Annotated in this window: 11 protein-coding genes; 10 read left to right on the top strand and 1 reads right to left on the bottom strand. The window is 55.4% G+C overall.

Annotated elements, in window-relative coordinates; translation table 11 throughout:
- Positions 1–6 precede the first annotated feature (6 nt).
- The 10 genes from IPM59_14870 (at position 7) to IPM59_14825 (ending at position 11,359) form a co-directional block, all read left to right on the top strand.
- Positions 7–2,940 carry a protein kinase gene (locus IPM59_14870; GenBank protein MBK9216849.1) on the top strand — a complete coding sequence of 978 codons (2,934 nt, stop codon included), beginning with the start codon at positions 7–9 and terminating at the stop codon, positions 2,938–2,940.
- A 13-nt stretch (positions 2,941–2,953) separates the two neighbouring features.
- Positions 2,954–4,435 (top strand): NCS1 family nucleobase:cation symporter-1, encoded by a 1,482-nt coding sequence (locus IPM59_14865; protein MBK9216848.1) that lies wholly within the window; start codon positions 2,954–2,956, stop codon positions 4,433–4,435.
- Positions 4,436–4,455: 20 nt separating this feature from the next.
- On the top strand, positions 4,456–5,913 hold the full coding sequence (locus IPM59_14860) for a CoA-acylating methylmalonate-semialdehyde dehydrogenase (GenBank protein MBK9216847.1): 1,458 nt from the start codon (positions 4,456–4,458) through the stop codon (positions 5,911–5,913).
- Positions 5,914–5,926: 13 nt separating this feature from the next.
- A complete protein-coding gene (locus IPM59_14855) occupies positions 5,927–6,967 on the top strand; it encodes a methyltransferase (protein ID MBK9216846.1) in 1,041 nt (346 codons plus the stop codon).
- A 2-nt stretch (positions 6,968–6,969) separates the two neighbouring features.
- Positions 6,970–7,839 (top strand): acyltransferase, encoded by an 870-nt coding sequence (locus IPM59_14850; GenBank protein MBK9216845.1) that lies wholly within the window; start codon positions 6,970–6,972, stop codon positions 7,837–7,839.
- Positions 7,840–7,927: 88 nt separating this feature from the next.
- Complete coding sequence (locus tag IPM59_14845; protein ID MBK9216844.1) at positions 7,928–9,316, top strand: NAD(P)-dependent oxidoreductase; 1,389 nt, start codon at positions 7,928–7,930, stop codon at positions 9,314–9,316.
- Positions 9,317–9,378: 62 nt separating this feature from the next.
- A complete protein-coding gene (locus IPM59_14840; protein MBK9216843.1) occupies positions 9,379–9,597 on the top strand; it encodes an addiction module protein in 219 nt (72 codons plus the stop codon).
- Positions 9,594–9,896, top strand: a complete 303-nt coding sequence (locus IPM59_14835; protein ID MBK9216842.1) for a type II toxin-antitoxin system RelE/ParE family toxin — start codon at positions 9,594–9,596, stop codon at positions 9,894–9,896. Before IPM59_14840 ends, IPM59_14835 begins: the two co-directional genes overlap by 4 nt.
- Before the next feature lie 19 nt (positions 9,897–9,915).
- Positions 9,916–11,163, top strand: a complete 1,248-nt coding sequence (gene preA, locus IPM59_14830) for an NAD-dependent dihydropyrimidine dehydrogenase subunit PreA (GenBank protein MBK9216841.1) — start codon at positions 9,916–9,918, stop codon at positions 11,161–11,163.
- A 28-nt stretch (positions 11,164–11,191) separates the two neighbouring features.
- The gene (locus IPM59_14825) at positions 11,192–11,359 is read left to right on the top strand and encodes a type II toxin-antitoxin system HicB family antitoxin (GenBank protein MBK9216840.1); all 168 of its coding nucleotides are present in this window, start codon (positions 11,192–11,194) and stop codon (positions 11,357–11,359) included.
- Between the two features lies 1 nt (position 11,360).
- On the opposite strand, the gene IPM59_14820 is transcribed toward IPM59_14825, so the two are convergent.
- Positions 11,361–12,467, bottom strand: coding sequence for a phosphotransferase family protein (locus IPM59_14820; GenBank protein MBK9216839.1), 1,107 nt, complete (start codon positions 12,465–12,467; stop codon positions 11,361–11,363).
- Positions 12,468–12,491 lie beyond the last annotated feature (24 nt).

Below are 12,491 nucleotides of genomic sequence, written 5' to 3'. Positions count from 1 at the left end.
CTTCGTATGGACTCCAAAAGGCTGAAACAGATCGAAGATATCTACAACGCTGTGGTGGAAAGTCCGCCGGACGAGCGTGAATCCGTCTTGAACAACATGTGCGGCGATGACGCCGCGCTGCGCGGCGAGGTCGAATCTTTTCTCAATGTTGATAGCGAGCCTGACAACTTTTTGGGATCGCGGCCCGAAGCTCTGGCTGCCGAGATGTTTGCGGAAGAGGTAAGCAGGACGGACCTAACGGGTAAGGTCATAGCCCATTACAAGATCATAAAACTGTTGGACACCGGCGGCATGGGTGAGGTTTATCTTGCCGAGGACACAAAGCTTCGTCGCAAGGCCGCTCTCAAAATACTGCCGCCGGAATTTTCGACAGACAATGAACGCAAGAAGCGCTTTGAAAAGGAAGCCCGCGCCGTTTCGGCGCTCAATCATCCGAATATCATTACGATCTACGGGATCGAAGAAACCGAAAACACAAGTTTCATGGCGACCGAGTTTGTTGACGGACACACGTTGCGTCATTTGATCGCCGACAAGCCCATGCCATGGCGGGAAGCCGTCAATATCGCCTTGCAGATCACCGGGGCTCTCGAGTCGGCACACTCGGTCGGCATTATCCACCGCGATATCAAACCCGCCAACATAATGGTCCGCGAGGACGGCATCGTGAAGGTCCTGGATTTCGGGTTGGCGAAACTGATGGCGGCTGATTCGGGAGATCATGATACCCGCGACCTGACGGCGCCAAATCGCGTTATGGGCACGATCAATTACATGTCGCCGGAACAAGCACTCGGCGAACGTATCGATACGCGGACTGACATTTTTAGTTTTGGAGTGGTGTTATACGAAATGCTGACGGGCGTGGTGCCGTTTGGCGGGGTAAGAAATTCGGTAACCAATTCAACGATCAGTCAGACGGTGCCATCGGTTTGTGAATCAAATGCAGAAATTCCAAAGCCATTGGATCAGATGATCAGGCACGCTCTGGAAAAAGACCGCAATGTGCGTTACCAAACATTCGCGGATCTGCGTAACGACCTGAAGAACCTGCTGAGCGATTCTCAGACAGGCTCGTATGATCACGCTTTCACCGGCAAGACGGTGTTACAGACCGATCCGAAGGGCCGCCAACCGACGCGACCTAACAGCGGGATAATATCGAGTTCAAAGTTGTCGGCGGCTTGGCTGATCGCGCCGGTTTTGATCCTGGGATTGGCTGCCGGTGTCTATTGGGTGTATTTCTTGTCGAAAGACTCGTCCACCAACAACTTTCAATCAACTAAGCTGGATGTCCTGACCGCGCATGGCTTGGCTGTGTCGGTTGCCATTTCGCCAGACGGCAAATATATCGCCTACGCCAAAGACGAGGGCGGACGGCACAGCCTCTGGCTGCGGCAGACGGCGAGTGCGGGCGATACGCAGATCGTTCCGCCAGGAAACGCGAAATACGATTATTTGAGGTTTTCGCCGGATGGAAATTATCTCTACTTTGTCGGTCCGGACGGTGTCGGTCAGCCGTCTTCGCTTTTTCAAATGACGACGCTCGGACGCAATCGGCGCAAAATAATCACCGGCGTTGAAAGCCAAATCTCATTTTCTCCCGACGGCAAACAAACAGCTTTTATCAGAGTTTCGGAAGCAGATAATTCGATCGTCATCGCCGACGAAGCGGGCAACGAACGCATCTTAAAGACCCGCAAATACCCCGAAGTTTACGGGGATGAAGTTTCCTGGTCGCCCGACGGAAAACTGATCGCGGTTCCGACCTTGACGCGCGGCGCGACATACGCGGGCGGAATGGCGGTGGTTGATGTGGCCACCGGCACCGAGACGCGAATTCCATTGAAGGAAGAGAAACTGCTTCGCATCAGTCAGATCGCTTGGGTGAATGATGGAAAAGGCTTGATCTATACGCCGTATGCCGCGGATATGGGGCAGCGTTACCAGATACGATACGCTTCATATCCGAGCGGCGAAGTTCAAAATGTGACTAACGATCTTTCCAGCTACGAAGATCTCAGTTTGACGGCTGATTCTCAAACGATCGTAGCGGTTCAGCGCGAATATTCGATGGGCATCTGGCTAACGATGGAAAGTGATTTTTCGAGCGCGGTCGGCATTAATTCAAAAACCGCGGCCGACGATGGCGAACGCGGCATCGCGTGGACAAAGGATGGCAAGATCGTGTTTGTTTCGAGCGAAGGCGGTGCCCAGAATATCTGGCGCATGGATGCGGACGGCGGCAATCCGAAGCCCTTAACCGAGGGTTATGCCTTCATGAAAACTTTCCCATCACTTTCGGTCGGCGGCGACCGGATAACTTTTTTCAGCCGGATAGTTGATCCTGTCACGAAAGAATTATTACCCGGCAACACGTTTTTTCAGATGGATTCCGAAGGGCAAAATGTGCGGCAGGTCGTGGAGAACGGCGATGCGGCTTTTGCGGCGGCTTCGGCGAATGAAGATTGGGTGGTTCACACGAGCCGGGCCGACGGCGTATTCCGCATCTGGAAAACTCCACTCAAAGGCGGAGAGGCCGTCAGATTAACTGATGTAGATTCAATTTCGCCGGCGATTTCCCGCGACGGCAGATCGGTCGCCTATTTTATCCGCGAAAAAGACAAACCCTTAAAGCTCGGCATCGTTTCGATCGACGGCGGCGCGCCGCTAAAAATTATTGAACTGCCCGCCACCGCGAGTATGAACCCCGGCATAGCCTGGAATAGAACCGGCAACGGCATCCTGTTCGTAAACACGCTCGGCACGACGTCCAACATCTGGACTCAACCGCTTGACGGCACGAAGCCGACGCCGCTTACCGCTTTCAAAGAATTCCAGATCGCTCAATTTGCTCTCAACCCCGAAGGCACACGTTTGGCTGTCGCGCGCGGCTCGCGAAATCAAGATATCGTCCTGATAAAAAATATACGCAAGTGAGTCTATCCGGCCTATGAACGAAACCATTCAACACGACGACGGCCGCGTAGAGCTGCAGCCGCATGTTCTAGACGAGATCGAGTCTTCGCCGCTCTATAACGAAGACCTCGCTCCTGTGCCAATCCTCAAACGCAACTGGACGACGTACAACTATGCGGCGCTCTGGATCTCGATGGCCCACTGCATACCGACGTATATGATGGCGTCGGGCCTGATCGCGGCGGGGATGAACTGGTGGCAGGCGCTCGTGACGATCCTACTTGGCAATACGATCGTCCTTGCGCCGATCCTGCTCAATTCGCATCCGGGGACGAAATACGGCATTCCGTTTCCCGTCTTTGCGCGGGCGGCGTATGGAACGGTCGGGTCGAATCTGCCTGCGCTTATGCGCGCACTTGTGGCGTGTGGCTGGTTTGGGATACAAGCGTGGATCGGCGGTGAGGCGTTGCACACGTTCTTTAAGGCGTTCATTCCGGGCTGGGAAACGCTCCTCGGCGGCCCGATCGGCGGGCACACGCCGACGGTGTGGCTGTCGTTTCTGCTCTTTTGGGCAATGAACATCGCCATCATTTATCGCGGCATGGATCTGTTGCGCGTTGTCGAGAATTGGGCCGCACCGTATGTTCTGATCATGACCGCATTGTTGCTCACGTGGATCTTGTATCAGGCGAATGGTGTCGGATTCCTCCTTAACGAGCCTGGTAAGTTTACGACGCTTGGCGAGTTTTGGAAGATATTCATCCCGAGCCTGACGGCGATGATCGGATTCTGGGCGACGCTGTCGCTCAACATGCCCGACTTTACACGCTTTGGCAAAAGCCAACGCGAACAGGTCGTCGGTCAGGTCGTTGCCTTGCCGACGACGATGACGATCTTTGCGGCGATGGGCATACTGATCACGTCGGCGGCGTTGATCGTATTTCCGTCAATGGACCCGAAAGACGCTTGGGACCCGGTGAAACTGGTGGGGCAATTCTCGCAGCCGGTCGTTGTCGCGGTGTCGATGTTTACGGTCGTTGTGGCGACGCTGTCGGTGAATATCGCTGCGAATGTCGTCTCGCCTGCGAATGATTTTGCCAACGCATTTCCCAAGCTCATCTCATTTCGCACCGGCGGACTGATCACAGGCATCATCGGCATTTTGATGCAGCCGTGGAAGCTGCTTGCCGACCCAAGCGGTTACATATTCGGCTGGCTGGTCGGTTACAGCGGCGGTTTGGGGTCGATAGCGGGCGTGTTGATAGCGGATTATTGGCTTGTTCGCCACAAGGGCCTTAAGCTCGCCGATCTCTATCGCAGCAAGGGCGAATATGGCGGCTGGAATTGGCGAGCGGTCATCGCAACTCTGTTAGGTTGCTTTTTTGCGTGGATAGGGTTGATAATTCCTACTCTCAGTGTGCTTTACGATTACGGCTGGTTTGTTGGTTTCGGTGTCGCATTTTTTGTTCATTGGGCGCTAATGAAGGCCGCACTGCCCGCTGAGGAAACAGTCTGATGGAAGAAGCAGCAGTAAAAATGAAGTATTCGACGGTCAAGAATTTTTTGAACGGAGCATTTGTAGAGAGCGGCGCATCCGAGTGGCTCGACGTGACATCACCGATCGACGGCAATCTACTCTCGCGAGTTCCGATTTCCACGACCTCTGAGCTCGATGCGGTCGTCGCTTCGGCAAAAGCCGCGGCCGACGGCTGGGCCCACACGACGATTAAAGAACGAGTGCAGGTATTCTTTAAGTATCGCCAGCTACTCGAGGAGAACCTTGACGAGCTGACGGCGCTCGTTTCTGAAGAGAATGGCAAGACGTGGGATGAGGCAAAGGCCGAGGTCGAGAAATCGATCGAGTTGACAGAGTTTGCCTGTTCGATGCCGCAGCTTGTTTCGGGCGAGATCCTTGAGGTCTCAAAGGGCGTCGAGTGCCGCACGGACCACTTTCCGCTCGGCGTCGTCGCGTCGATCGTGCCGTTCAATTTCCCGCTGATGGTGCCAAATTGGACGATGCCGAACGCTCTCGTTCTCGGCAACACGATGATAATGAAGCCCTCGGAGCTTGTGCCTATCTCGTGCCAGCGCATGGCCGAGTTGCTTAAGGAGGCGGGCCTGCCCGATGGCGTCTTTAACATCATCAACGGCGGCAAAGAGATCGTCGAGGGCATCTGTGACCACGAGGATATCGAGGCCGTGAGCTTTGTCGGCTCTACTAAGGTGGCGAAGCTCGTCTATCAACGCAGCACAAATGCGCTGAAACGCTGCATCGCTCTCGGCGGTGCAAAGAATCATTTGTTCGTTTTGCCTGACGCCAACCCAACGATGACCGCGACCAACGTTACAGCATCAATGTCCGGCTGCGCCGGGCAGCGCTGCATGGCCGCTGCGGCGATGCTTGCTGTTGGCGATGTGGACCACATCGTCAATGGAATTTGCGAGGAGGCTAAGAAGGTCGTGCCCGGCAAGAACCTTGGCGCGGTGATCTCGAAAGCCGCAAAAGAACGCATCGAAAACTACATCTCCGAGGCCGAACGCGACGGGGCGAAAGTTCTCGTCGATGGCCGCAACGCTACTGTCGAGGGCAAAGAAGGCGGCACCTACGTCGGCCCGACCGTGATCGATCATGTGACGCCAGACATGTCCGTCGCGACCGAAGAGATCTTCGGCCCCGTCATCTCGATTATGCGCACCGACACGGTCGATGATGCGATAAAGATCGAGAACGCAAATCCATACGGCAACGCTGCGTCGGTCTTTACGCAAAGCGGCGGCATGGCCCGTCACATCATGGAACACGCCTCGGCCGGAATGATCGGCGTCAACATCGGCGTGCCCGTCCCGCGCGAGCCGTTCTCGTTTGGCGGTTGGAACGAGTCCCGGTTTGGGGCGAACGACATTACGGGTAAAAGCTCGGTAGAGTTTTGGACAAAGTTGAAAAAGACCACGATCAAATGGAACCCAGAGGCGGGTGTGAATTGGATGAGTTAGAAGGAGAATCCTGATGGAATCGACACGACAGCAAACTGAAGTAAGTCCAGCCTCGATAATGCAGGTGGGATTGGGATTTATGGGGTCGAAGGTGCTTCTGACAGCGACCAATGTGGGGCTGTTCACGCTGCTTGCCAGGGGCGAAATGTCGGGAAAGCAGATCGCCGAACAACTCGGTCTTCATGACCGCGGGCTCTATGACTTCCTTGACACTCTGGTCGGACTCGGCTTTCTGCGGCGGACCGGTATCCGTGAAACTTCCGTTTATAGCAACTCGGCCGATTCCGATCTCTTTCTCGACGAGGGTAAACCGACGTACATCGGCGGGATCCTGATAATGGCCGACAACCGGCTGTACCGTTTCTGGGCCGACCTCGAGGAGGGATTGAAGACCGGAAAACCGCAAAATGAGGTCAAATCGGGCCAGGAAGAGGTTTTCAAAATGCTCTATTCCGACCCCGAACGTCTTCGCGAATTCGTCTTGGCGATGGGTGGTATACAGATGGCGAGTTTTGCCAAGTTTGCAGCCGAGTTCGATTTCTCATCGTGCAAGACTCTTTGTGATGTCGGCGGTTCGGGCGGTCATCTTTCGATTCAGGTCGCGTCCCACAACCCACACATGAAGTGCACGTCATTCGACCTTCCCGCCGTAAGACCGATCGCATCGGAGTTGATAGAACGTGCCGGCGTCGCTGACCGAGTGGTAATTGCTGATGGCGACTTCTTCAAGGATCCCCTGCCAAGAGCCGACGTCATCACCATGGGCAACATCCTGCATGACTGGGGCACCCCAGACAAAAAGATGCTGATCGGAAAGGCGTTCGATGCCCTGCCGGAAGGAGGCTCTCTGGTTATTATCGAGAACATAATCGACGATGAAAGACGAGAGAATGTGTTCGGTTTATTGATGTCACTGAACATGCTGATCGAGACGGACGCCGGGTATGATTTTTCAGGCGCAGATTTCGACGCCTTGGCCATGGACGCGGGATTCAAACAGACGCGCGTGATGCCCTTGATGGGACCGGCGAGCGCGGCGATCGCAACCAAATAGATATGTCACGAATTGTCAAAGGGGGCCTAATACAGGCACACAATGTGGGCGGCTCAGATGGGCCGATCGAGGAGATCAAGAAGGCGAACATCGACCATCAGATGAAATTCGTCGAGGCGGCGGCGGTCCAGGGCGTGCAGGTGTTGTGCTTTCAGGAGATATTTACGACGCCGTACTTTTGTGCCGAGCAGCAGACGCGTTGGTACGAGGCGGTTGAGCGAATTCCCGACGGTCCGACGGTCAAGCTGATGCAGGACGTCGCCAAGCAGTACGGCATGGTCCTTGTCGTGCCGATCTATGAGGAAGAACAGACGGGCGTCTATTACAACTCGGCCGCCGTGATAGACGCGGACGGCAAGTTTCTCGGTACATATCGCAAGACTCACATTCCGCACGTCAATCCGGGATTTTGGGAGAAATTCTATTTTCGCCCTGGCAATCTCGGCTATCCGTGTTTTGACACGGCGGTCGGGCGCATCGGTGTTTATATTTGCTATGACCGGCATTTTCCGGAAGGGGCGAGATGCTTGGGCCTGAACGGTGCCGAGATCATCTTTAATCCGTCGGCGACGGTTGCGGGTTTGAGCGAATATCTGTGGAAGCTCGAACAGCCCGCGCATGCAGTGGCGAATGGCTATTTTGTAGGTGCCATTAATCGCGTAGGTACTGAGGCACCATGGAACATCGGCGAATTCTACGGCCAGAGCTATTTCTGCGATCCGCGTGGACAGATGCTTGCCGTAGGAACTCGCGATCAGGACGAACTTGTCGTCGCCGACCTTGATATGGACAAGATCCGCGAGGTGCGGAACACGTGGCAATTCTTCCGCGACCGCCGACCCGATGCATATGACGCGATCGTGGCGGATTAGGAGATCTCACCACAGAGGCACAGAGAGCACTGAGAAAGAAAATCAGCGAATACTCTGTGTTCTCTGTGCCTCTGTGGTGAATATTCTTATGGCTGATTACTGCACACCGCTCGATATAACTCAGATCGAGCAGAACTTTGCCGAGATCAATCCGGCGATGACGGCGGCTGAGGCAATGCAGGAGGCGAATCGCTGCCTGTATTGCTACGACGCCCCGTGTACGCGGGCCTGTCCGACGCATATCGATGTGCCGTCGTTTATCAAGAAGATCGCTAGTGGTAACGTGATGGGTTCGGCCAGGGTAATCTTTGACGCGAATCCGATTGGCGCGACCTGTGCCCGCGTTTGCCCGGTCGATGTGCTCTGCGAAGGCGCTTGCGTCGAGAAAACACTCGTGGATAAGCCCATCGAGATCGGACGACTTCAGCGTTACGCGACCGATCACGCCTTAACGAACGACAAGCAGATCTTTACCAAGGGCGAATCAAACGGCAGGTCAGTCGGCATCGTTGGCTCGGGTCCTTCGGGCCTGTCGTGTGCAACATATTTGTCGCGGCTCGGTTACGACGTGACAGTTTACGAACGCCGCGAACAAGCCGGCGGCCTCGACACCTACGGCATGGCCGAATACAAGATGCCTCAATCGGTCAGCCTGAGTGAGGTCGAACATGTGGCCGCAATTGGTGTAGAATTTCGGCTGAATACCGAGATCGCCGCGGGTTCTGAGGAGATCATCGGGCTCGTAAATCATGTGGGCATTGACCTGCTCCGCGATTGGCATGATGCGATCTTTCTCGGCGTCGGTTTGGGTGAAACGAACAAGCTCAACATCCCCGGTGAAGACCTCGAAGGCGTTTACGACGCACTCGCCTTTATCGAACAGGTCAAGACACGCAATTGGAAGTCCGTCCCGCTCGGCCGCAATGTCGTCGTCATCGGTGCCGGCAATACCGCCATCGACGCCGTCACACAGGCAAAACGCCTCGGTGCCGAAAAGGTAACGATGGTCTATCGCCGTACCGAGGCAGACGCCCCGGCCTACGATTACGAACTGGAACTCGCCCGCAAGGACGGTATCGAATTTCGCTGGCAAACGACGCCCGTCGAGATCACCGGTGACGGCCACGTTGTGGCGTTGCGGTGCACGACAGCCGACGGCGAGATCACCATCGAATGCGACCAGATCATTAAGGCCATCGGACAGCAAAAGATGGCGTCGTTCTTGAGCGACGTGATCGGCGTTGAGACCGACGACAAAGGCCGCGTCGTGACTAGTGACGGCATGCAGACGTCCGATCCAAAGATCTTCGCCGGCGGCGACTGTGCCAACGGCGGTGCCGAGGCCGTCGATGCCTCGCAGATGGGCAAACTCGCGGCAATGGGCATTCACGAAGTGTTGACGGGCGAAAAGGTCGAGTTTGCCGGTGCCGTCGTTCGCGATCCACCGAAGGCACCGGTCGATACGAATCCTCATTAGTCGGCGTCCGGAAGGCGATTTAATGACCGAGCGTCATTAAGGTTGCGGTAAGATATTGAACTATGGACATACTTCTCGAAAAAGCATGTGAACTTCCGATCCCGGAGCGGATAAGACTTGTTGAAGATATTTGGGACAGCATTGCGGCCGAATCGGGCTCGGTTGAACTCACTCAAGGGCAGATGGACGAACTTGAAAGGAGGATCGAGTATCATGTTGCCAATCCCGAGGACACTGTGCCTTGGGAAGTGGTCATGGATGAGGCACTGGCGCGTAAATGATGCCGGCAATCGAATTAGGTCCGGCGGCCCGGGAGGAGTTTGACGAAGCCTCCGATTGGTATGGAGAACATGCAGCGGAATTGAGATCCGAGTTTATTTTAACAATCAACAAGACGCTGACTCAGATCCGACGCTTGCCCCTCAGTTTTCCCGTTGTGTACGGACACGAAATCAGACGGGCACTTGTTCCGACATTCCCGTTCGCTATTTTCTTCGAGCATGAAGACAGCCGGATATACATTCATGCCATCTTTCATACCAGCCGAAATCCAATGATATGGCGGGGTCGGATCAATTGAGCCTAGGGACCGAAGCATCATGGCGGATCTGAGTATAAACTTTGCGGGAATAATGTCACCCAATCCGTTCTGGCTCGCGAGCGCGCCGCCGACGAATATGGGGTCGATGGTCGAGCGGGCCTTTGACGCCGGTTGGGGCGGGGCGGTTTGGAAAACATTAGGCGAACCCATCACTAATGTCTCGTCGCGGCTTGCGGGGCTTGACCAAGGTGCGCTGCGGCTCATTGGGCTCAACAACATCGAGTTGATCACTGACCGGCCGCTTGAGGTGAACCTCAAAGAGGTTGCCGAGTGTAAGAAAAAATATCCGAAAAACGCCGTCATCGTCAGCTTGATGGTCGAGTCGAAGAAAGAGGCCTGGCAGGAGATCGTCAAGCGTTCACAGGACACTGGCTGCGACGGGTTCGAGCTGAACTTTGGCTGTCCGCACGGTATGAGCGAGCGAGGAATGGGCGCGGCGATGGGCCAGGTTCCCGAATATACCTGCATGGTTACGGAGTGGGTGAAGGAAGTTGCCGAAATTCCCGTGATCGTCAAACTCACGCCAAATGTCACGCACATCGTGCCGCCGGGCCGCGCGGCCCAGAAAGGAGGCGGCGATGCCGTCTCGCTGATCAACACCATCAACTCGGTAATGGGCGTTGACGTCGATACGCTCATTCCATATCCAAACGTCAACGGGATGGCCGCTCACGGCGGATATTGCGGCACGGCGGTCAAACCGATCGCGCTCAATATGGTCTCGGAGCTCGCGCGTGATGCGGAATTCAATATTCCCATCAGCGGCATCGGCGGCATCAACACTTGGCGCGACGCGGTCGAGTTCATGCTGCTCGGTGCGGGTTCGGTCCAGGTTTGCACTGCGGTGATGCACTACGGCTACCGCATTGTCGAAGACATGATCGACGGGCTGAACAACTACCTCGACGAGAAGGGATTTGCTTCCGTCAATGACATCATCGGCAAATCCGTAGATCGCGTGACGGATTGGGGCAATCTCGACCTTAACTACGTCGTCAAGGCCCACGTCAACGAGGAACACTGCATCCGCTGCAATCTCTGCTACGTTGCCTGCGAGGACGGAGCGCATCAGTCGTTCGAATTTGTCGAATCTAACGGCATGCGCTACCCGCGCGTGATCGAGGCTGAATGCGTCGGCTGCAATCTCTGCGCCATGATCTGCCCCTCGCCCGGCGCCATCACCATGGAACGCCGCGACGACGGCTCAAATCCTCAGAGTTGGAAAGAACGGACGGCGGGGAATTAATTGCCATCGGTTCTGGTAAAATGATCGTATGACACGAACCTTCAACGCCGTGATCCTAAAGGAAGACGATTGGTTCGTCGCGCAATGTTTAGACATTGACATTGCCTCCCAAGGCGAAACTGAAAAGGAAGCCTTGGAGAATCTTAACGAAGCTCTCCTGCTCCATTTTACGCCGCCAGTCGCCACTGTGCTCTAATCTAAATACCTGTTTCTATTGAGTTTGCCGCGATGCGTCCCAAAGCGGCGACGAATTTGTCGAAGTTCGCAAACCGCGCGTCGCTGGTGAATCCCTTTACGTAACGAGCATAGATCTGCTGGGCTATACAAGCGATCTTGAAGGTGCCGAAGACGTAGTAATAGAGCATGTCGGGAACGGCGCGTCCCAGGCATTCCGAATACATATCGACGAGCTGTTGGCGGGTGATGTTCTCCATCAGGACGCGCGGGTTGAAGGGCATATTGAGCAATTCATCGGGCGCGTCCCTGGACATCCAGTAGCCGAGTGTCGTGCCGAGGTCCATTAGCGGATCGCCGATGGTGACCATCTCCCAATCGAGCACGGCGGTGATGCGCGTGAGGTCGTCGGGGTCTAGCATCACGTTGTCGAACTTGTAGTCGTTATGCACCAGGGACGCGCGCGATTCGGGTGGAATGTTGGCGTTCAGCCAGGTGATCGTTTGCTCGAGTTCGGCGTGTTCATGCGTCTTTGCAGTTTCATAGCGCTTTGTCCAGCCCTCGACCTGACGGCGGTTGTAGCCGTCGATGCGTCCCAAAGACTCGAGACCGCAGGCTTTGTAGTCCAGGGTGTGCAAGTCGCACAGGTTTTGGATGAAGCTGTGGCAGACGGCGAGGCGGAGACTTTCGCTGGTTTCCAACGTTGCCGCTTCCGACGTTGAGCCCTTACTTACGTGCGAGCTACTGACACGTTGCGTCCCAGGAAGTTTGCCTCGGATGATCAGGCCGCGGCGGCGTTCCATTAGGTAGAATTCGCTGCCGATCACTGATGTGTCGTCGCAAAAGAGCGACGGCTTTGGCGCCGGAGAATAAACCGCGGACAGCTTTGAGAGCACGTCAAACTCTCGCCGCATGTCGTGGGCCGTCTTTACCGTGTTGCCGAACGGCGGTCTTCTCAGAACATACTCGGCGCGTCCCTGACGGACGAGATACGTCAGGTTCGAGCTGCCGCCTGGAAATTGCTCTACTTCAAATTCGCCGCCGGCATCATCGAACGTCCCGCGCAGATACTCGCCTAGCTGCGCGGCGTCGATCTCTTCGCCATGTCTCACGGGAACCGTCTCGGGCATGTTATCTATCTTGCCATACCAAAT

The organism is Chloracidobacterium sp. (assembly GCA_016715795.1).
Classification (GTDB): domain Bacteria; phylum Acidobacteriota; class Blastocatellia; order Pyrinomonadales; family Pyrinomonadaceae; genus OLB17.
This window is presented reverse-complemented; position numbering and strand designations above follow the sequence as displayed.

Coding starts and splice junctions, on each gene's coding strand:
- IPM59_14855 (MBK9216846.1), top strand. CDS start 5,927: ATGGAATCGACACGACAGCAAACTGAAGTAAGTCCAGCCTCGATAATG.
- preA (MBK9216841.1), top strand. CDS start 9,916: ATGGCGGATCTGAGTATAAACTTTGCGGGAATAATGTCACCCAATCCG.
- IPM59_14835 (MBK9216842.1), top strand. CDS start 9,594: ATGATGCCGGCAATCGAATTAGGTCCGGCGGCCCGGGAGGAGTTTGAC.
- IPM59_14845 (MBK9216844.1), top strand. CDS start 7,928: ATGGCTGATTACTGCACACCGCTCGATATAACTCAGATCGAGCAGAAC.
- IPM59_14870 (MBK9216849.1), top strand. CDS start 7: ATGGACTCCAAAAGGCTGAAACAGATCGAAGATATCTACAACGCTGTG.
- IPM59_14860 (MBK9216847.1), top strand. CDS start 4,456: ATGAAGTATTCGACGGTCAAGAATTTTTTGAACGGAGCATTTGTAGAG.
- IPM59_14840 (MBK9216843.1), top strand. CDS start 9,379: ATGGACATACTTCTCGAAAAAGCATGTGAACTTCCGATCCCGGAGCGG.
- IPM59_14865 (MBK9216848.1), top strand. CDS start 2,954: ATGAACGAAACCATTCAACACGACGACGGCCGCGTAGAGCTGCAGCCG.
- IPM59_14820 (MBK9216839.1), bottom strand. CDS start 12,467: ATGCCCGAGACGGTTCCCGTGAGACATGGCGAAGAGATCGACGCCGCG.
- IPM59_14825 (MBK9216840.1), top strand. CDS start 11,192: ATGACACGAACCTTCAACGCCGTGATCCTAAAGGAAGACGATTGGTTC.
- IPM59_14850 (MBK9216845.1), top strand. CDS start 6,970: ATGTCACGAATTGTCAAAGGGGGCCTAATACAGGCACACAATGTGGGC.